The organism is Gordonibacter sp. Marseille-P4307 (assembly GCF_900604965.1).
Taxonomy (GTDB): Bacteria; Actinomycetota; Coriobacteriia; order Coriobacteriales; family Eggerthellaceae; genus Berryella.
Genome location: NZ_UWPD01000001.1, coordinates 1,690,763 through 1,708,818, shown reverse-complemented (window position 1 = coordinate 1,708,818; position 18,056 = coordinate 1,690,763). Strand labels below are relative to the sequence as shown.

20 protein-coding genes, 2 tRNA genes and 1 other RNA gene are annotated in these 18,056 nt (G+C 63.6%); 10 read left to right on the top strand and 13 right to left on the bottom strand.

Annotated features, from left to right (window positions below; all coding sequences use genetic code 11):
• Positions 1-29: 29 nt before the first annotated feature.
• From EIH26_RS07800 to EIH26_RS07775, 6 genes are all read left to right on the top strand, one after another.
• A complete protein-coding gene (locus tag EIH26_RS07800; RefSeq protein WP_124061630.1) occupies positions 30-794 on the top strand; it encodes a hypothetical protein in 765 nt (254 codons plus the stop codon).
• Position 795: 1 nt separating this feature from the next.
• Entirely contained in the window at positions 796-1,251 is a 456-nt protein-coding gene (locus EIH26_RS07795; RefSeq protein WP_124061629.1) for a hypothetical protein, read from the top strand.
• Positions 1,252-1,628: 377 nt separating this feature from the next.
• Positions 1,629-3,656 carry a hypothetical protein gene (locus EIH26_RS08390; protein ID WP_164471029.1) on the top strand — a complete coding sequence of 676 codons (2,028 nt, stop codon included), beginning with the start codon at positions 1,629-1,631 and terminating at the stop codon, positions 3,654-3,656.
• Positions 3,657-3,664: 8 nt separating this feature from the next.
• Positions 3,665-3,979 carry a hypothetical protein gene (locus tag EIH26_RS07785; RefSeq protein ID WP_124061628.1) on the top strand — a complete coding sequence of 105 codons (315 nt, stop codon included), beginning with the start codon at positions 3,665-3,667 and terminating at the stop codon, positions 3,977-3,979.
• 15 nt (positions 3,980-3,994) lie between these two features.
• Positions 3,995-4,201, top strand: a complete 207-nt coding sequence (locus EIH26_RS07780; protein WP_241152814.1) for a holin — start codon at positions 3,995-3,997, stop codon at positions 4,199-4,201.
• 1 nt (position 4,202) lies between these two features.
• Positions 4,203-5,009 carry a peptidoglycan recognition family protein gene (locus EIH26_RS07775; RefSeq protein ID WP_124061627.1) on the top strand — a complete coding sequence of 269 codons (807 nt, stop codon included), beginning with the start codon at positions 4,203-4,205 and terminating at the stop codon, positions 5,007-5,009.
• A gap of 511 nt (positions 5,010-5,520) precedes the next feature.
• On the opposite strand, the gene EIH26_RS07770 is transcribed toward EIH26_RS07775, so the two are convergent.
• From EIH26_RS07770 to EIH26_RS07745, 6 genes are all read right to left on the bottom strand, one after another.
• Positions 5,521-5,940: a helix-turn-helix transcriptional regulator gene (locus EIH26_RS07770; protein ID WP_164471028.1), complete on the bottom strand. Its 420-nt coding sequence runs from the start codon at positions 5,938-5,940 to the stop codon at positions 5,521-5,523.
• 48 nt (positions 5,941-5,988) lie between these two features.
• Complete coding sequence (locus EIH26_RS07765; RefSeq protein ID WP_124061625.1) at positions 5,989-6,306, bottom strand: hypothetical protein; 318 nt, start codon at positions 6,304-6,306, stop codon at positions 5,989-5,991.
• 304 nt (positions 6,307-6,610) lie between these two features.
• Positions 6,611-6,973, bottom strand: a transfer-messenger RNA (tmRNA) gene (gene ssrA, locus EIH26_RS07760).
• 217 nt (positions 6,974-7,190) lie between these two features.
• Positions 7,191-7,607, bottom strand: a complete 417-nt coding sequence (locus tag EIH26_RS07755; protein WP_124061624.1) for a hypothetical protein — start codon at positions 7,605-7,607, stop codon at positions 7,191-7,193.
• A gap of 119 nt (positions 7,608-7,726) precedes the next feature.
• A complete protein-coding gene (smpB, locus tag EIH26_RS07750; RefSeq protein WP_124061623.1) occupies positions 7,727-8,191 on the bottom strand; it encodes an SsrA-binding protein SmpB in 465 nt (154 codons plus the stop codon).
• Between the two features lie 2 nt (positions 8,192-8,193).
• Entirely contained in the window at positions 8,194-8,472 is a 279-nt protein-coding gene (locus EIH26_RS07745; protein ID WP_124061622.1) for a hypothetical protein, read from the bottom strand.
• 434 nt (positions 8,473-8,906) lie between these two features.
• Here EIH26_RS07745 and EIH26_RS07740 point away from each other — a divergent pair, with 434 nt between their 5' ends.
• From EIH26_RS07740 to EIH26_RS07730, 3 genes are all read left to right on the top strand, one after another.
• On the top strand, positions 8,907-10,424 hold the full coding sequence (locus EIH26_RS07740; RefSeq protein WP_124061621.1) for a L,D-transpeptidase family protein: 1,518 nt from the start codon (positions 8,907-8,909) through the stop codon (positions 10,422-10,424).
• A 23-nt stretch (positions 10,425-10,447) separates the two neighbouring features.
• The gene (locus EIH26_RS07735; RefSeq protein WP_124061620.1) at positions 10,448-10,582 is read left to right on the top strand and encodes a YSIRK-type signal peptide-containing protein; all 135 of its coding nucleotides are present in this window, start codon (positions 10,448-10,450) and stop codon (positions 10,580-10,582) included.
• Positions 10,583-10,669: 87 nt separating this feature from the next.
• The gene (locus EIH26_RS07730; protein WP_124061619.1) at positions 10,670-11,023 is read left to right on the top strand and encodes a hypothetical protein; all 354 of its coding nucleotides are present in this window, start codon (positions 10,670-10,672) and stop codon (positions 11,021-11,023) included.
• Between the two features lie 132 nt (positions 11,024-11,155).
• Here the strand turns inward: EIH26_RS07730 and ybaK are convergent, their stop codons facing one another.
• The 7 genes from ybaK to trpB form a co-directional block, all read right to left on the bottom strand.
• Entirely contained in the window at positions 11,156-11,641 is a 486-nt protein-coding gene (gene ybaK, locus EIH26_RS07725; protein WP_124061618.1) for a Cys-tRNA(Pro) deacylase, read from the bottom strand.
• A gap of 11 nt (positions 11,642-11,652) precedes the next feature.
• Positions 11,653-12,258, bottom strand: coding sequence for an RdgB/HAM1 family non-canonical purine NTP pyrophosphatase (gene rdgB / locus EIH26_RS07720; RefSeq protein WP_124061617.1), 606 nt, complete (start codon positions 12,256-12,258; stop codon positions 11,653-11,655).
• 61 nt (positions 12,259-12,319) lie between these two features.
• Positions 12,320-12,393 (bottom strand) — tRNA-Gly (locus EIH26_RS07715).
• A gap of 76 nt (positions 12,394-12,469) precedes the next feature.
• A tRNA-Pro gene (locus EIH26_RS07710) sits at positions 12,470-12,546 on the bottom strand.
• A gap of 55 nt (positions 12,547-12,601) precedes the next feature.
• On the bottom strand, positions 12,602-12,844 hold the full coding sequence (locus EIH26_RS07705) for a glutaredoxin (RefSeq protein ID WP_124061616.1): 243 nt from the start codon (positions 12,842-12,844) through the stop codon (positions 12,602-12,604).
• Between the two features lie 26 nt (positions 12,845-12,870).
• Complete coding sequence (gene trpA / locus EIH26_RS07700; RefSeq protein ID WP_124061615.1) at positions 12,871-13,716, bottom strand: tryptophan synthase subunit alpha; 846 nt, start codon at positions 13,714-13,716, stop codon at positions 12,871-12,873.
• Positions 13,709-14,893, bottom strand: coding sequence for a tryptophan synthase subunit beta (trpB, locus tag EIH26_RS07695; protein ID WP_124061614.1), 1,185 nt, complete (start codon positions 14,891-14,893; stop codon positions 13,709-13,711). Before trpB ends, trpA begins: the two co-directional genes overlap by 8 nt.
• A gap of 392 nt (positions 14,894-15,285) precedes the next feature.
• On the opposite strand from trpB, the gene EIH26_RS07690 reads away from it, so the two are divergent.
• On the top strand, positions 15,286-18,018 hold the full coding sequence (locus EIH26_RS07690) for a cell wall-binding repeat-containing protein (protein WP_124061613.1): 2,733 nt from the start codon (positions 15,286-15,288) through the stop codon (positions 18,016-18,018).
• The last annotated feature ends 38 nt before the right edge of the window (positions 18,019-18,056 follow it).

Genomic DNA, 18,056 nt, shown 5'->3' with positions numbered 1-18,056 from the left:
CCGGCTGGACGGAGCGCCCGCCGGAGCCGGTGACCAGGTGGCTCGACGTGCCGGGCAGGCGGGACGGCCCGCTCGACGTGTCCGAAGTCGCGACGGGATCCCCCGAGTACGGGCGCAGGCGGCTCGAGGTCGAGCTGCTGCGCATCGTCCCCGGCGGCCGCCCGCAGTCCACCGGTTGGCTCACCGAGCTGCGCAGGTGGCTCCACAACAGGCGCTTCCGCTTCGAGGTGCAGTGGGATCCGGGCTATACCTACGAGGGGCGGTTCTCCGTCGAGGAGAACGCCGCGCACGACGGGATAGCCGAGGCGAAGCTCGGCATAGAGTGCTCCCCCTGGAAGACGAGGGGGGAGAGAACCTACCGCGTCGAGGCGTCGGGCGGCAAGACCGTCCTGCTGCGCCTCGGCGCGCCCGTCGTCCCGAAGGTGACCTGCGAGCATCCGTGCCTGGTCAACTACAGGGGGCGCACGTTCGCCTTCGAGCCGGGCACCTCGACCGACCCCGACCTCGTCCTGCGCGGACCGGAGGCCGTGCTGACCGTGAACGCGACGCCGGAGAACGGAACCGCGACGTGGGCGGGCTACGCCGGCGCGGCATGGGGGGACTTCGACGGACTGACCGTCGCCTACCTCATGTCGGCGGGCAAACCCGAGGCGAAGTCGAAGCCCTGGACCTCGCCGCCGTTCGACGGCGCATGGGAGGCCGTTTCGGGCACGTGGCTCGAGAACGCGTTCGAGGTCGATTCGACCCCGCCGAAGCGAGACGTTTTCTTTACCTACGAATGGAAGGATCTGTGACGTGTCAACGAAAACCAGCGGCCCGGGCTTCGTCAAGCCCGACGCGACCGACCTCGTATCCCAGAGCATCAAGGACATGGGGGCGAACTGGGACAGGCTGGCCGATCTGCTCTATCCGGTCGGATGCATCTACATGTCGGCCGTCAACAAGCCGCCGTCGTTCGGCGAGTGGACGAAGATAGAGGGGAGGTTCCCCCTCGGCGCGTCGTCGGCCTACCCCGCCGGGAGCACCGGCGGCGAGGCCAAGCACGCCCTCACCGCCTCCGAGATGCCGAGCCACACGCACTCGCCCCTTCTCGAAGGCCAGGGCGGCAGCTCCGGCGGGATCAGCTTCTCGGCGTCCGGGGCGTCGGGCGGCTACTTCGCGGGCGGCTACATCGACAAGGCGGGCGGCGGGCAGGCGCACAACAACATGCCCCCGTACCTGGCCGTCCACATGTGGAGGCGGACGGCGTGATCAGGATCATGTACGGCCCCGACGCGCTGCTCGACCCGCGCTCGGGGGCCGACCTCATCGAGGCGGAGTTCCACTGGAAGGCGGGGCAGGCGGGGCGGTTCTCCGCGAAGCTGCCGCCCGGCCACCCGCTCGCAGGCCGCCTGCGCGCCATGGACGCCTCGAACGAGGTGGTTCTGGACGAGGGCGGCCGCACGACGTGGGCGGGGCGGCTCACCTCGGTGGAGCGGGCCTTCGACGGCACCGTTTCCGTCGAGGGCGAGGACGCTCTGGCCTACCTCAACGACACCGTGCAGCCCCCCTACGCGAACTACGCGGCGCCGGACTTCGACGGCGAGCCGAACGCGCCCAGGGACTGCGGGGAGCTGCTCGAATGGCTCGTGGGGCGTCACAACGAGGCGGCGTTCCTGCAATCCAAGCGCTTCTCGGTCGGGCGGCGAGTGTCCGGCAGGGAGCTGCTGCGCTCGTCGTCCCAGTGGCCCACGACCGCATCCGAGATCAAGTCGAAGCTCGTGGACACGGGCGGGATACTCGCCGTGCGCTACGGCGAGGGGGGCAAGGCGCTCGAATGGCTCGCCGACGGCGCGGGGGAGGGCGGGCAGCGCATCGAGTTCGGGCGCAACCTGCTCGGTTTCGCGCGAACCGAGTCCGCAGCGGGGGCCGTGAACGCCGTCGTCGCCGTCGGCAGGCCGAAGGAGGGCGATCCGTTCGACCTGCGCGGCTGGGACGCGCCGACGCGCGGCGACTACGCGGTGATAGACGGCATGGTGATCGACCAGGCGGCGGCCTCGTCGCAGGGGGCGGTCTGCGCACGGCGCGAGTACCAGTGCGAGGATCGGGGCCGCCTGCTCGAGCTGGCCATGGACGACCTCGACAGGGCCAGGTTAGCCGTCTCGACGGTCGAGGTTACGGCGTTCGACCTCTCGCTCGTGGACCCGTCCGTGCCGCCGATCGGGTACCTGGACTGGGTGACGGTTTCGAGCCGCCCGCACGGATTCTCGGCGTCGATGCTGTGCGTCGAGCGGAGGCTGAACGCCCTCGACCCGTCCAAGACGCGCTACGTGCTCGGATCGTCCAAGGCCACGCTCACGGGCGGGCAGGCGCGCACCGAGCGCTACATCCGCGCCGCCGTGATGCCCGCCGTCGAGGCCGTGCCCGCCCTGTCGGAGGCCGCGAAGGCGGCGGCCGAGACGGCGGAGGCGGCGAGCGGGGCTGCGGCTGCGGCGGCGGCCACGGCGAACCGGGCGAAGGCCGTCGCGACCTCGGCGGAGAGCGCCGCATCGACGGCGTCGTCCGCAGCCGGGGCGGCCAAGGCCGACGCGGCGGGGGCGCTGGCGACGGCCGTCGAGGCGAGGGAGGCCGCAGCCGGCGCGGCGTCCGAAGCGGCGGCTGCGGCGCAGACGGCGTCCGGCGCGGGCGCTGCGGCAACGGCCGCGCGGGACGCCGCCGCAGACGCGAAGCGGGCGGCCGACGGCGCCGCATCGGTCGCGGAGTCCGCCAAGGAGACCGCCGCGATCGCCGCATCGGACGCGGTCTCGGCCAAGTCGGCGGCCGACGACGCGAGACGCGATGCGGGCAGGCTGTCCATGCTCGTGCGCGAGACCCCGCAGGGCGTGGTGGTCGGCAAGGACGACGGCTCGGGTTCGTTCCCCGGCGGCTCGACGCGCCAGTCCGGCGAGGCGTTCGAGGTGCTGGGGCCGGACGGCTCCGCCATAGCCAGACTCGCCAAGGACGTTCTCGAGCTGATCGGCGGCCGCATGTCGATATCCGCCGAACCCTACGACGCGGGCGACTTCGGAGCGGGGACGATCGCCAAGGTGCGCGCCACAATCCTCGACTTCGAGGCCCCGGAGGTAGCGCTGTTCGGAACGGGCAGGAACTCGCAAATCAGATTCGGGAAGTACGGCGGCTGGCGGATCGACTCGTCGTCCCTGCCGCAGGGCGGCGGCGCGAAGCTGCTGCACGACGGAGACCTGAACGTCGTCAAGGCGGTCGTGGAGCACGGCGGGAGGAAGACGACGCTGGCCGTCACGAACAACGGCGTGTGGATCGACGGCAACCCCGTCGAGCGCCGCAAGGTGCTCTACGACGGGTCCAGGGCCACCGGCGCGGTCACGCTCAAGGAGAGCGCGGCGAACTTCACGCGCATGGAGATCCACTACTCAAACAACGACGGCGAATTCGCCAGCACGAGCGTCTGGAGGCCCAACGGCAAGAAGGTGTGCCTGTCCACCACCACCGTCACCGCCGACGGGGGCATGGGATGGGCCAAGTCGAAGCAGGTGACCGTGAACGGCAGCAGGATCTACAACACCGGCCGGGCGGGAGAGTCGTCGATCGGCCCTCATTCGGGCGGCACGGTGTACGACAACTGCATCGGCATCACCGCCGTCATCGGTTTCGTGTAGGAGAGGTGGTGCATATGGAACACATGACGGTGCCGGTCGAGTCGCTGCTGGCGATGGCGACGGCCATAACCGCGATAGTCGGCCTCATGGCCACGCTCGTCCGCGACAACAGGACGCGGGCGCGGGAGCGCGAGGAGGACGTGGAAGCGAGGGCCAAGACCGACGTCAAGCTGGACGTGGTCGCCCGCGACGTTCGCGAGGTCAAGACGGGCCTGGACAGGCTGGACGGGCGCGTCGATGCGCTCGCTCGCGACAGCGACAGGCTCGACGAGCGAGTCACGAGCGTAGAGAAGCGCGTCGAGAAGCTGGAAGACAGGATCTAGGAAGGGAACATTGTCATGATGAACGACTACATCAGCAAATGGGGCCGGGCCGCAGCGGTGCGCTGCCTGAAGACCGCGGCGCAGACCGCCGTGGCCCTCATCGGGGCCAACACCGTGAGCGTGACGGCGCTGGACTGGCCCGCCATCGTCGGCGTGTCCATCACGGCGGCTATCGTGTCGCTGCTCACGAGCGTCGCGGGCCTTCCCGAGGTGGAGGGCTAGCGTGGACTGGGACAACGTCCGAGCCGACGTGCACGCCCCCCTAACCGAGCACTTCACGCCCGGCAGGCAGGGCCGCCGCATCAGAGGCGTCACCGTGCACCACATGGCCGGGAACCTCACCATCGACCAGTGCCGTAGCGTCTGGGAGGGCAGCCCCACCAGCGCCCACTACGCCGTCCAGGCAGACGGGCGCATCGGCCAGATGGTCGACGACGCGGACACGGCCTGGGCGTGCGGCAACTGGGACGCGAACCTGGAAACGATCTCGGTCGAGTTCGCCAACGACCGCTTCGGCCCGTGGACGGTGGGCGCAAAGGCCCTCGACGCGGGGGCGCACCTCGTCGCGGCGCTGTGCCGCTGCTACGGCCTTGGCCGCCCGCGGTGGATGGCGAACGTGTTCCCGCACCGGCACTGGTCGCCCACCCAGTGCCCGGGCGAGCTGGCCGGGTCGCAGAACGCCGAGCTGATGAGGCTGTGCGGCGAATGGTACGACTACATGGCAGGGGCGGGGAGCGCCCCGGGAGGAGACGACATGCTCAGAGACGAGAACCTGAACAAGCCCGGCGGCGGAACCGTCCCCGCCGACCAGGCGGTGGCCTGGGGCTACTACTATGCGAAATGCGCCAAGGAGTACCTCGACGAGATGAGCGGCCAGGTCGAGGAGATCGCCAAACGCTCGGCGACCCCCGTGTCGCCCGAGGCCGTCGCCAGGGCGCTTATGGAGCACGGCGGCCTGAAGGTGGATATCGATTACGAGAAGCTGGCGAAGGCCGTCAACGACGACGCCGCGCGGCGCATGGCGGAGTAGGCCAGAGTTAGTGTAAGATCGAACCCATCAACCCCGTCGCAAAGCGTCCCCTCCGGGAAAGCGAGGACGACGATCCGACGGGGTATTTGACGGACGGACGATCGCCGTCGCCGCGCACGGAAAAGCCCCTGCGACCTTCGGGTCGCGGGGGCTTTTTCCCTTTGATGCTAAAAAAGGGGCGCTTTTTTAACTCAAAGGCTAATCGTTGGCGCTTCCGTTTAAAAAGGAGTGCTTTTTTTAACTCAAAGGCCGATTTCGGCGGTTCCAGTTAAATTTTGCGGGACGGGTTTCGCGTTTCATGTCCCGCAAATCCGCTTGCGGGACGCGGGCGGCGCGCAGATACGGTAGAATACGAACACGGCCTCGAGACGTCGTGTAATCGCGCGAGGGTAGCGCCCGTAACGCAGCTGGGTTCCCGGATGGGAGTAGGCCGATGGCCGAGAATTCCCTTGCTGCGGGAGCGCGAGCGCCGTATACGGCCCCGTTCCGCTCCGGCGGGCGGGGCCTTCCCCTATCCCCGCAGCCGCGCCTCGGCGGCGGCGTCAGCAGCGGCGCTCTCGCCCTCGTAGCAGAAGCGGACGCGGTGCCCGAGGTGCCGCAGCACCGTGGCCGCAGCCCGAGCGCTGGCGTTGGCCATGCGGTCTTCGGCCGTGCGCTCGTAGCGGTACAGCAGGTCGATCGTCCGGGCTCCGGCGCCGGCCGCCCCGCGCGCCTCCTCAACGATCCCGACCGCATGGGCCACGGCTTCGGCCTGGGCGTCGAGCGCCCGCCCGATGATCTCCCACGCCTCGTCGGGGGCGCTCCAGGCGTTGCCATCGGCCTCCCAGCGCACGACCGAGCGCCGGGCCACGCCCATCATATTTGCCAGGTCGGACTGTGTTATCCCTGCAGTCTCCCGAAGCGCCCTAAGGTCGGCCTTCGTCCTATCCATGCGGTCTCCTTCCATGCGAAAGGGGCGGCAGATAGCCGCCCCGTCTTCCTAGTCGTTCCAGACGTCGATGCTGTCCTGATCGGCCGCCTTGCGGTCTTCCCAGCCGTAGCTCTTCCGGCCGATGATCTCGCCGTAGTTCTCGATCTCGCCGTCTTCGTCAACCTCGACGGCCTGAATCGTCGCCGCGACCGTCTTCCTGTTCGTGAACCCCGAAGTCCTGTACTCGGTTTCCCAGACGCGCTGGGGGTCGATCCACTCGAAGAACGCCCGCGCGGCCCCCTCGCTCTCGAACAGCCGCTCGTCGGTCTGCTCGAAGCAGCATCCGCTCTCGTCCTCGTGAAACATCTCGACCATGAACCTCTTCATATCAAAGCCCTTTCTCTTCGGCTCTCGGAAGGCCCCTTGCCTTTCCGGTGTCTATATTGTGTCACACAGTGAGACACAATGCAAGGGTAATTTTCGGAATTTTCCGAAAATCTTGCCGAGGCCGGTAAGGAGTCTTCGCTTTTAGAACCGGGGCCGGATGGCGTTGAAAGCTAGACGAAAAGTAGACAAACTAGACTAAAAACAGCCTAAAACAGCCGAAATCAGCCGAAATACAAAGGAAGTAAGATGAAACTAAAAAGCCCGCCCGAACAGGCGATATACCGTTCGGACGGGCTGAATCGATTGGTGGAGGCGCGGAGAATCGAACTCCGGTCCATACTAGATCCTCGGTCAGGCTCTACAAGCTTATTCAGCAATCGAATTTAGAAACGGCTCGGTTTGCCGACCAACGTTGCCGATTCGAGTCGGTTTGATCTTAGCCTGCGCCATACCGGCTACATGCGCAAGAGCATTCCCCTGAAATGACGTCGCGCTCGGAGCGGGGAAGATCCGAGGTTGACGGCCGCTAGTTAATTAAGCAGCGAGGGCGTAACGCCCAGTGTAGTTCTTTTCGCCAATTAATTTGACTGTACCCCTGTTTAACGTGGCGAGGAGACCACGACCTGCTCCTCACGTCAGACCTACCATGTCGAAACCAGTCGCCCCCGTCGCGTCGGCCTGAAGGCCGTCGAGGGTGATAGCCCCACCTTGTCAAAGTGCCATCGGAAGGAAGCCCGATGCAGACTGCTCATTATAGGCGCTGCGAACAGGCTGTCAACATCGGCGATCGAGCGGGGGCTTGGGCGCTTCTCATCGCACCCACAAGCACCGACCCATGCATGCCGGCTCATGCGCGAATACCCTGCGCCCGCCCCTGGGCGACCCTACTTGAAGAAGCTTTTGAAGTCCAGCATGCCCTTGATGTCGTCGTAGACCTCTTTCAGCTCGCCGACCGTCTCCCGACCTTCTCGGTAGATGCCGTTGATGCCTTCGGTTGCGGCTTTAACCTCGTCTTTCGAGAACAGGGCGTCCGCGTCGGCCTTCGGCTTTCCGGCGGCCTTCTCGCTTTCCAGCTCGGCGGCCTCTTCTTCGGAGGCGTAGTAGTACTCCAGCTCCTCGCCGTTTTCGCCGGGAAGGACGAATCCTACGTCGCGTCCCTCCTCGTCCACCAGGTAATAGAGGATGTCCTTTTCGTCGTATTCGAGTTCGAACACCTCGCAGGTGTGCTCGTGCTCGTGCTCGTCCTGAAAAGCATCCTGGTCGGTTTCCCGGGGCTTTTCCGCTTCGGTCTGTTCAGCCATAGCGAATCTCCTGGTTTCGGGTTTTGAATCGTTCGGATCGAGCGCGCATAAGCGCACGCGCCTTCTGCGCGCCGTCGCTTGAATCGGTGGGGCGGCTTCACCGCAGGGCTTGCTCGCTGCTAGCGGCTGCGCTCTTTGAGGGCGCGATCGATCTCGCGCTTGCTGTCGCGTTCGGCCATGCTCTTTCGCTTGTCGTACAGCTTCTTTCCGCGTGCAAGCGCAAGCTCAACCTTCACCAGCGAGTTTTCCTTGAAGTACATCTGGGTGGGCACAAGCGCCAGCCCCTTCTCGCTGATCTTGTGCTCCAGCGTGCGGATCTGGTTGCGGTGCAGCAGTAGCTTTCGCCGCCTATCGGGGTCGGGATTGGCCAGATTGCCGTTCTTATACGGGGGGATGTGCACGTTGTTCAGCCACACCTCTCCCTTGCGGATAAGGGCGAAGCAGTCGGTAAGCTGGCAGTTGTTTTCGCGCAGCGACCGCACCTCGGTTCCCGTGAGTTCGATTCCCGCCTCGAAGCGCTCGAGAATTTCGTACTCGTGGAATGCGCGTCGGTTGCGCGCGATAAGCTTGCGTTCTCGCTTCATTCCTACCAGTACTCCTTCTTGGTCTTCCTGGGCTTCTTCTTTTCGGGACGAAAATCCAGCTCAAGTTGGCCATCAAGCGCTTCGTTCGTCGCCTTTTTCTTCTCGATTTTATCGATGCTCCACGAAACGGCCTCTTTGCCGTACAGCTCGAGCATGCGCAGGCGCGCGTGGTTCGCATTCTCGCGCGAGCCGCAGCGGGCGTCGCTTTCGAACTCGAAGAAACCGGTGGCTCGGGAATCCGAGGCTGCCGGCGATTGGTAATGTGCAAGATACGTTGCCATGGTGTCCTTCATCGCGCAAAAACGTAAGGGCATGATAGCACGATGGTCGGGAAACGGCGCTGCGTCCATTGGGCTGCGGATACGCACGTATTCCCATTCCCCCCGTTCCTTCAAGCCGCTTCTATCGAAGCTGTGTTCGGAGGACGATTTTACTGTCAGGTTCCCAATGTGCCATAACGGTGTAACGAACGCTTGATACAATATTCTGACTACCTGAATGCGATCGAGGAGCTTGGATTTCTTTGAAAGGCCGCAGCAAGCATCCAAAGCACGGGAAGCACGCGAAAACGCCTTCCAGTGCACCGTTGAATCACTCGGCAGAGGATGGCGTCGTTGCGCCCTCGTCCGGAGGCGCTTCCGCCTCACCCGCCCCTTCGCAACCTGACGCTGCCGTCGACGCCCCCGAATCCGCTGGACCCGAAAGCGATGGCGGCGTGTTTTGCAACGGCGCTTCCGAAGAGGATCGCACGTCTGCGGAAACGGTTATTCCCCTGTACAGCCCCGCGGCAAAAGGGGGCGCGCTGGGCAGAAACAAGAAGCGCACCTCGCCTAAGCGCATCGCGGCTATCGTGCTCGGTTCCCTGTTCGGGCTGATTCTGTTTGCGTATCTGGCCGGGGCGGCGGTGTTTTCATACTGGTTTTACCCGGGCACCTCGATAGGCGCGATCGATGCATCTCTGAAGACGTCCGATCAGGTGTCGTCCGCCATCGACACCAGCCTGTCTTCGTACAAGGTGCGCGTGGCGGGCGGCGGCTTTTCCTACGAGGTCGATTCTTCCGAAGTGGGTGTGAACATCGACGCGAATGCCGTCGTCAAGAGCATGCACGCGAACCTCAACCCGTTCATGTGGCCGGTTGCGGTGTTCAAGCGCAATCACGACCTCAGCGATCTGTTGGTGGCCTCGTACAACTCGACGGACCTGAGGCAGTCGGTGCAGGCCGCCGTCGATGCGTTCAACGAAACCGCAACTGCTCCGACCAACGCCCAGGTGATCTACGATACGGGTAAAAAGTCCTTCGCGATCCAGTCCGAAAAGACGGGTACCAGACTTGATATCGATGCGGTTATGGAAGCGGTGGGCAAAGCCATCGTGTCGATGAGCGATACGGCCTCGATCGGAGAGGCGCAGCTTGAGCAGCCCACTGTGCGCGCGGACGATCCGCGTGTTGCCAAGGCCCTTGAAGAGGCGTCCACAATGTCATCTGCCAACCTGCGCCTGACAACCGAGGGTAAGGAGCTTCTGCGCATCGATTCCCAGTCGATATCGAAGTCGATCTCGGTTTCCGACGATTACGAGGTGACGTTCAGCGAGGACGATCTGAACCAGAGCATCAACGAGGTGCTGGCATCCTACAACACGGTTGGCTCCGAGCGACGCTACACCCGTCCCGACGGCAAAGAGGTAACCGTTTCAGGCGGCGTGTACGGATGGCGCGTGGATACCGACGATCTGCACGATCAGATCATCGAAGGCGTCAAGGAAGGCGCTCGGAAAGATATCGAGATCTCGTTTGCCAGCAAGGGAAGCCAGGCGTCGGTTAACGGCGGCCCCGATTGGGGCGCGCGCTACGTTGATGTCGACCTGTCCGAGCAGCATGCGCGGTTCTACGATGGGGATTCGATCGTCTGGGAAGCCGACATCGTTTCGGGCAAACCCGACGACAAGTACGCCACGCCTCCGGGAGTGTGGTGGGTGAATGCCAAGCAAAGCCCTTCGACGCTTGAGGGGTACGAGGGCAAGAAAAAGATCTACACCACGAAGGTCCAGTATTGGATGCCGTTCGAGGGCAATGCCATCGGATTCCACGATGCGCCGTGGCAGGCGGAATTCGGGGGAACGCGGTACAAAGACGGGTTTGGAAGCCACGGGTGCATCAACCTCGCGCCCTCTAAAGCCTCGGAACTCTACGATATCCTTCAGTCTGGCGATTGCGTTGTGGTGCACTACTAACCTCCGCATATTGCGGGGGCTTCATGGATACAACATCACAGGAGAGCTTTAAGCGTGTTATCGCCCTGCGCAAACAGCTTGGTCGCAAGGTGCCGCGCTACGCGCGGCGCAAGCTGTCGGTGGGATTGGTCTCGTGCCTGATTGGCTGGGCCTGCTAGACTGGACCGTCACTATCAACAAACCCGGCGATTATCGCGCTTCCAACTCGTCTATCGCCCTTCCGGACATCGTCGAAGAACCTACGGATGTGCAGTATTCTGGGAAGCACGTCGGATCGCAAAGACATCAAGGTGAACGGCCAGGCTCTGAAGCCCGAGATGTTCGACACCACCCTTATGGACAGCTTCGATCATATTCTGGTCAACATTCAGGCCATGACGGGTGGCTCTGTCACCGACCCCACCTCTATTAACGACATCACTTCCAAGGTGCAGCTTCGGGCCGATATGCTCCAAAGCGAGAAGGACGGGGTCAGGCTTGAGATGGCCGATTCGAACTACACGATTCCTACCACGCCGGGCTCATCGGTTGCAAAGGTAAGTGGAACAGCCTTGGCTGTGGGAATCCTGGCACGCAGGCGCCGAGAAGAGGAGGAGTAGCGTATCGATCTGACAGGCTCAAACCTTTTTGCACTATGCTGGGCCGCACCCTGTATTCAGGAGTGCGGCCCATTTGCGTCTGCGTCAACGACCTGGTTATTCGTCTCTACATATGGATAATGACGCGCGATCTTATCCGGTTATATCTGCGAAGGAGAGATCGATCAGCCGTGCGAGGTCGTCGGCTGCCATTTCGATCTGAGCTCCGCGACGTCCCCCCGAGAAGACGATGCGGTCGAACAGCCGGGCGGTTTCGTCGGCAACTGCGGGAAACGTCTTCTTCATGCCCAGGGGAGAGCAGCCCCCGTGCACGTATCCGGTAAGGGGAAGAAGCTCGCGCTCCCGTATCATCTGGACGGCTTTCTCTCCAACTGCGCTTGCGGCCTTCTTCAGGTCCAGCTCGCATTCGACGGGTACCATGAACACGTAATGGCTACCCGACTTCGCTCGGGTGACCAGCGTCTTAAACACCTGATCGGGGTTCTGACCCAGCGTTGCGGCTACATCCGTTCCCGACACCGCCTGTTCGGGATCGTAGGTGTGGAAGGCGAATTCGCATCCGCTTGCCTCCACCTCGCGTTGGGCGTTGGTCTTCTTATCGTTCACTCGCTTTCCCATGTTGGATCCCCTTATCGGCAGAACCCTTCGAGCTGGCTTCTCAGGTCTCTTAGAGCGTTGCCGCGATGCGACACCGCGGCCTTTTCATCTTGGGATACTTCCGCAAGGGTTTTCTTTCCATCGAAAACGTCGGGCCAGAACAAAGGATCGTACCCGAACCCTCCTTCTCCTCGGGGCGCGCGCCCGATGTGTCCTTCCACGGTTCCGCGGGCGATGTGCTCGCTGCCGTCCTCGTCGATGAACACCAGCGTGCACACGAAGCGCGCGGTGCGGTTCTCGTCGGGCACTTCGGACAGCTCGGCCAGCAGCTTTTCGTTGTTGTGCCGGTCGGAAGCGTGTTCGCCCGCATAACGGGCGGAAAACACGCCCGGGGCGCCGTCGAGGGCGTCCACCTCCAGCCCGGAGTCGTCTGCCAGCACGGCAAGCCCTCCGCTTGCGCGCCGCGCCGCGCACGCTTTGATGCGCGCATTGCCTTCGAAGGTGGTTTCGGTTTCGTCGGGATCGGACTTGATACCCATATCGTCCAAGGTTTTAAACTCCCAGGAAGGGAAGGGAAGGGCGGCGGCGATCTCGGAGGCTTTGTGGGCGTTGTTCGTGGCGATGACGACGGTTTTCATAGCATGTCCTTTCCCCGTAAACGACAGAAGGCCAACCGAGCGGTTGGCCTTCGAGAGATCGTGGAGCGGGTGACGGGAATCGAACCCGCGTTATCAGCTTGGAAGGCTGGAGTTCTACCATTGAACTACACCCGCGTTGCAAAGCGTAGGTCATTGTACCTTAAATGCCGATTCGAACAAGGACAATTACCCGAAATGCAAAATTGCCGGATGGTCGGGATGACAGGATTCGAACCTGCGACATCCTGCTCCCAAAGCAGGCGCGCTACCAGACTGCGCCACATCCCGACGAATTCAGCCGAACCAGTATAGCAGAGTTATCCTGTGCGCCGATGCGCTGCACTTAGATCCGCTGCGAGCAGTACTGGATGATATCGGATGATTCGTACAGCGCTTCGCCTTCGATCACCAGGCAGGGAATCTGCCGCTTGCCGCCGACGGCGACGAGGTCGTCGTAGGCAGCCGCATCCTCCAGCACGTTGCGCATAGCGCATTCGATGCCGTGCTCGTTCAGGTAGTCCACGACGCGCATGCAAAACGGGCAGGTGGGTCGCCAGTACAGAACGTGGTTCTCAAGTTTCGTCATATCTTCCCTCTTCGAAGAATCTGTTGCTACGATCGGTTCCGGGGTCGGTTCGAGTGTATCACGCCGTGCACGGACGCGGCCGTCTCTCGCACGTAGGCGGCGGCCGATTCCAGTCCGCCTTTCAGCATGCGCTCGGTAATTTCGGCGTTCACGGTCAATCCGTCGGCGCAGTCGGCAAGCGCGCCCGCTTCGAGGGCGTCGGCGTTTTCACAAGCCACGGCCACGGGCACCGACGCGTGTGCGCGAACGGTTTCGACCAAGGAACGCATGTGCTGTTCGGGCAGTCCCGGAGGGCATGTGAACTGGATAAACCCTTCGGCGGCCCGTGCGATTTCCGCCAGGCGTTGTTCCGGGGCAGGATACACCACGCTGGGAATGCAGATTCCGTGGGATGCTGCAGGTCGGGAGAACTCCTCGCGCTCTTCCAGCGGGACGTCCAGAAGCATCACCGCATCGGCGCCCGCTTCGGCGCATGCTTTCATGAAGTGATCAGTGCCGTAGGCGAATACCACGTTGGCGTACGATACCAGCGCGATGGGGCAGGTTGCACCCGCCGAGCGAACCGATCGCACGATGCGGAACACGTCGTCGGGCGCGGTCTTGCGCTTCAGGGCGCGCAGGCCCGCCTGTTTGGTGGCTTCGCCCTCCGCGGTGGGATCGGAGAAGGGTATGCCCACCTCGATAAGGTCGGCTCCATTTTCAATGGCGGTCGTTACCAGGCGGGCTGTCTGTTCCAAAGACGGTTCCCCCGCCACTATGTAGGGGATGAACGCCCTGCCGCGCGCGCGGAAAGCTTGCGCGATGCGCGCTTCGGTTGCGTTCAGACAGCGGTCGGTTCCGGCGGCGGGACGGGTGGTTTCGCTCTTAGTCATGGATGGCCTCCCCACGGTAGCGGGCGATTGCGGCGACGTCTTTATCGCCGCGCCCTGAAACGGTTACGACAAGAATCTGGTCTGGCTGCATGGTCGGCGCGATCTTCAGTGCGCCGGCTATGGCGTGCGAGCTTTCGATGGCGGGGATGATGCCTTCGGTGCGGCTCAGGTACTCGAAGGCGCTTACGGCCTCCTCGTCGGTGATGGCGAAGTACTCGGCGCGTCCCGAATCCTTCAGCATCGAGTGCTCGGGCCCGATGCCAGGGTAGTCAAGCCCCGCGCTAATGGAGTACACGGGCGCGATCTGGCCGTTTTCATCCTGGCAGAAATAGCTTTTCATCCCGTGGAAGATTCCGGTTTTTCCGGTGGTCAAAGTGGCCGCGGTGTCGGGGGAGTCAACGCCGTGCCCTGCGCCCTCGCAGCCGATGAGGCGCACGGACGGATCGTCGATGAAGTGGTAGAACGACCCGATGGCGTTGCTTCCGCCGCCCAGGCAGGCCATCACCGCGTCGGGTAGGCGCCCTTCCCGGCGCATCAGCTCGTCTTTCACTTCGCGCGAGATGACCGATTGGAAGTCGCGGACCACAAGGGGGAAGGGGTGCGGGCCGACCGCCGATCCCACCAGGTAATGGGTATCCTCGATGCGTTTGACCCATTCGCCGAATGCAACGTTCACGGCATCTTTCAGCGTGGCCGTCCCTTCGGTTACGGGCACCACTTCGGCTCCCAGCAGGCGCATGCGGTACACGTTGAGCGCTTGGCGCTCGGTATCCTCTCTGCCCATGTAGATGGCGCATTCCATACCCAGTAGGGCGGCGACGGTGGCTGTGGCCACGCCGTGCTGCCCGGCGCCCGTTTCGGCGATGAGGCGCGTTTTTCCCATGCGCTTGGCGACGAGGGCCTGTCCGATGGCGTTGTTGATCTTGTGCGCCCCGGTGTGGTTGAGGTCTTCTCGCTTGAGGTAGATCTTCGCACCGCCCAGATCGCGCGTCATGTTTTCGGCGAAGTACAGACGACTGGGACGCCCCGTGTACTGGTTGAACAGGTATTCCAGCTCTGACTTGAATTCCGGGTCGTGCGCGCAGCGATCGTATGCGTCGGCGAATTCGTGCAGCGCGTTTACGATCGCTTCGGGGACGTATTGCCCCCCGTGGGTTCCGAACCGACCGTTTTCCATAGGTGACCTGCCTTTCCGGGGCATAAAAAAACGCCCCTAACGATGGATACGTCAAGGACGAGCTGTATACCCGCGGTGCCACCTTGATTCACGGTTTGACCCGTGCTCTTTTCGGGGCGCCAACACGCCCCAGAACCGTTACGCCGTTCTCGCGTCGCAGCATTTGACTGCGCCCTCAGTGGCCCATTTGCCGATTCGCTGCGATCCGGTTCTCAGCATCCCGGAATCTCTGTGCGCCCGATTTTCGACGTTACTTCCACGTCACAGGTTATGGTTGGGCATCATAATCCCACAAATCGGTTCACGCAAGGGGGAATCGGCGGGATTCGGGTCAGATGGTAGAATCCTTATGCATCCGCGGGGGATGACTTATGCGTCCGTAGGAGGATGACGTGCGGGCCGTCGCTTTTCGAGCGGCGCAACGAGAGGGGTGGAAGATACAGGTGGGGTACAGTGGCTATAGGGGAAAACTCGGTCTCGATCTCTCGCTTTCCCGTCGCGGTGCCCTGGCCGCCTCGGCGCTTGCGCTGCTTTCGGTCGGAACGCAGGCCGCTCTCCCCGCTTGGGCCGACGAGGCGGGGCATCTCATCGACGTTCGGCTGAGCGATCAGCGGTCCTGGTTCGATCTGGTAAGCGGGCCCAAAGACGTGAAATTCGCGGCGGAGGTGACGGTCGACGGGAAAACGTTCGAGGGCGCCTCCATCAAGGGCAGGGGCAATTCGACCTGGAACGTCGGCGCTTCCCTGAAAAAGCCCTACCAGATCGGCTTTTCCAAGAAGACGGACCTCCTCGGCATCGGATCGCCCACCAAGAAGTGGGTGGCGCTGGCGAACCTGTTCGATCCGTCGCACCTTCGCAACCGCTTGGGTCTGTGGATCGCCCGCGAGATGGGAGTGCCGGGAAACCAGTGCGATACCGCGTTCGCGTGGCTGGTCGGCAACGGAAGCGATCTGGGGCTGTACCTCATCGCGCATAAAGTGGAGAACTCCAAGGGCTCCCTCGCTCTGAGGAGCGGGGACGGCATCATGTGCGAGATCTCCAATATCCATTCGGAGCAAGACGACGTGCTGGTGGCAAGCGACGACTGCCGCTTCCTGGTGAAGGACGCTTCCAGCGACGATGACCCCGTCCTGACGCAGTTGGCGCGCCGCCGCCTCGTCGATGCATACGATCAGCTGCTCGACGCCTGCGGTCGCGGCGACTGGGAGGGCGTTTGCAGCCTCGCCGACGTCGACTCCATCGCCCGGTACTGGCTGGTGCGCGAGTTCGCGGCTGACGTCGATGCATGCGTGTCGAACGTGTACCTTTACCAGGACGGAGAAAACGACCGGCTGCACGCCGCCTGCGTATGGGATCTCGATCTGGCGTTCGGCAACGGTGCGGGCATCGTGGCATCGGATTCCGAGACGACGTCTCCGTTCCGCTCGTGGGCGCGCACCAACCAGCGCGAACTCGTCTACGATGAGGCTCCTGGCGAGAGAGACGTCGTGATCTGCCGGCTTTTCGCGCGATTGTGCGATATCCCGCAGTTCTGGGAGCTGCTGTGCGCGACGTACCACGACGTTCTCGCGCCCGTCCTTTCCCGAGCGAACGGCTTCATTACCGACGAGGCGATGCGGGTGCGGGCCGATGCGCTGAAGGATGCGCGCATATGGTCGGAGCCATGGCGCAGGGCGGGCGGTGCCCGGCGCGACGAGTTCGATGCTGCGGTCGGGTCGCTTGCGTCCTGGGTCTCCGCTCGCGCACGCTTCATGTCCAAGTGGTGCTCGCTTCGTGCGGCTTCGGCTCCGAAATCCCTGGTGAACTTGAAAAACGGGCGGGCGATCCTCTCTGTATCCTCGAAGGGAGCGCGCCTCGAAGATTCTTCGTTCGCTACGTTTTCCCTGATCGGCTGCTCCGATGGGTCGTATCGCATCCGCAACCGACAGGGAATGGACGTGTACGCGCCGTCTCCCCAGTCGAAGGGGGGCGTGGCGCTTTGCCCCGCCGATTCCGTCGCTGACGGGAGCGCGCAGTGGCTCCTGTACGACGACGGCTCGATTTCCAACAAGAAGACCAGCCTGTTTCTTACCGTGCAGGACGACGGTTCGGTGACGTGCGATGCGTGGAGCCCTTCGGGAGCCGGGGCGTCTGATCTGACGAGTGCCGACAGCCAGCGCTTCTCCATCGAACCGTGCACATGGGTACGTCTGGGCGGGATCGATGCGCTGGAGACGAACTACCTGGTGGTGTCCGAGGGTTGGCAGACCTCCGATGTGGTGCTGCTCAGTTCGAACGACGGCTTCTACGATGCGCTGTCGGCGGCGGCTCTGGCGGGCGCGTACCGGGCTCCCATCGTGACCACGTCCCACGACGGGCTCTCCGACGCCGCGCGCGCGTCACTTTCGCGCCTCAAGCCCTCCAAGGTGCTGATCATGGGAGGGGAGGCGGCTATTCACCCGGCGGTCGAGCGGGCGGTGGCGCGCCTGGGCGCCTCGGTCGAGCGCGTGGCGGGAGAAGACGCTGCCATGACGTCGCTCGAATCGGCTAAACGGGTCGTGTCGTCGGGTTCGTGGTCGAAGGACCTGATCATCGCAACAGGCGGGTCGTTTTACGACGCTTTGGCGTCATCACCGGTGGCCAGCGCGACCAAGACGCCCATTCTGCTGGCCAACCGCAACGGCGGGCTCGACCTGCGGGCCGAGATAATCGAGTTCATCGCGCAGGCGAAGCCGGATAGGGCGTTCATCATGGGCGGTACGGCGGCGGTGGGCCCTTCGGCCGAGCGGGTCTTGGCCGAATGCGGCGTGGGGTCCGTGCGCAGGATAGCCGGCGAGGTTGCGGTCGAGACGTCTTTGCGGATCGCCGAATGGGCGGTTGCCGAATGCGGCATGGGCGCCAACGGCATGGGGGCTGCGGTGGCCCAGGGATGGCACGATGCGCTTTCGGCAGGCCCTCTGTTGGGACTTCGCCGCGCCCCGCTCATCCTCGTCGCTACGGATCGGGACGGTTGGGCCTACGATGCGCGCTGCATCGATGCGTTCGTGGCCCGCCATGCGGCCGACATCGATTTCGGATACGTGTTCGGGGGAGAGGCCGCCATGACGCCGCGGGCGATGGAAGACCTCGTGTCGGCCACGGCTTAGCGCCCGCATCGCCGACGCGGCTTTTCGGGGGGATGCGC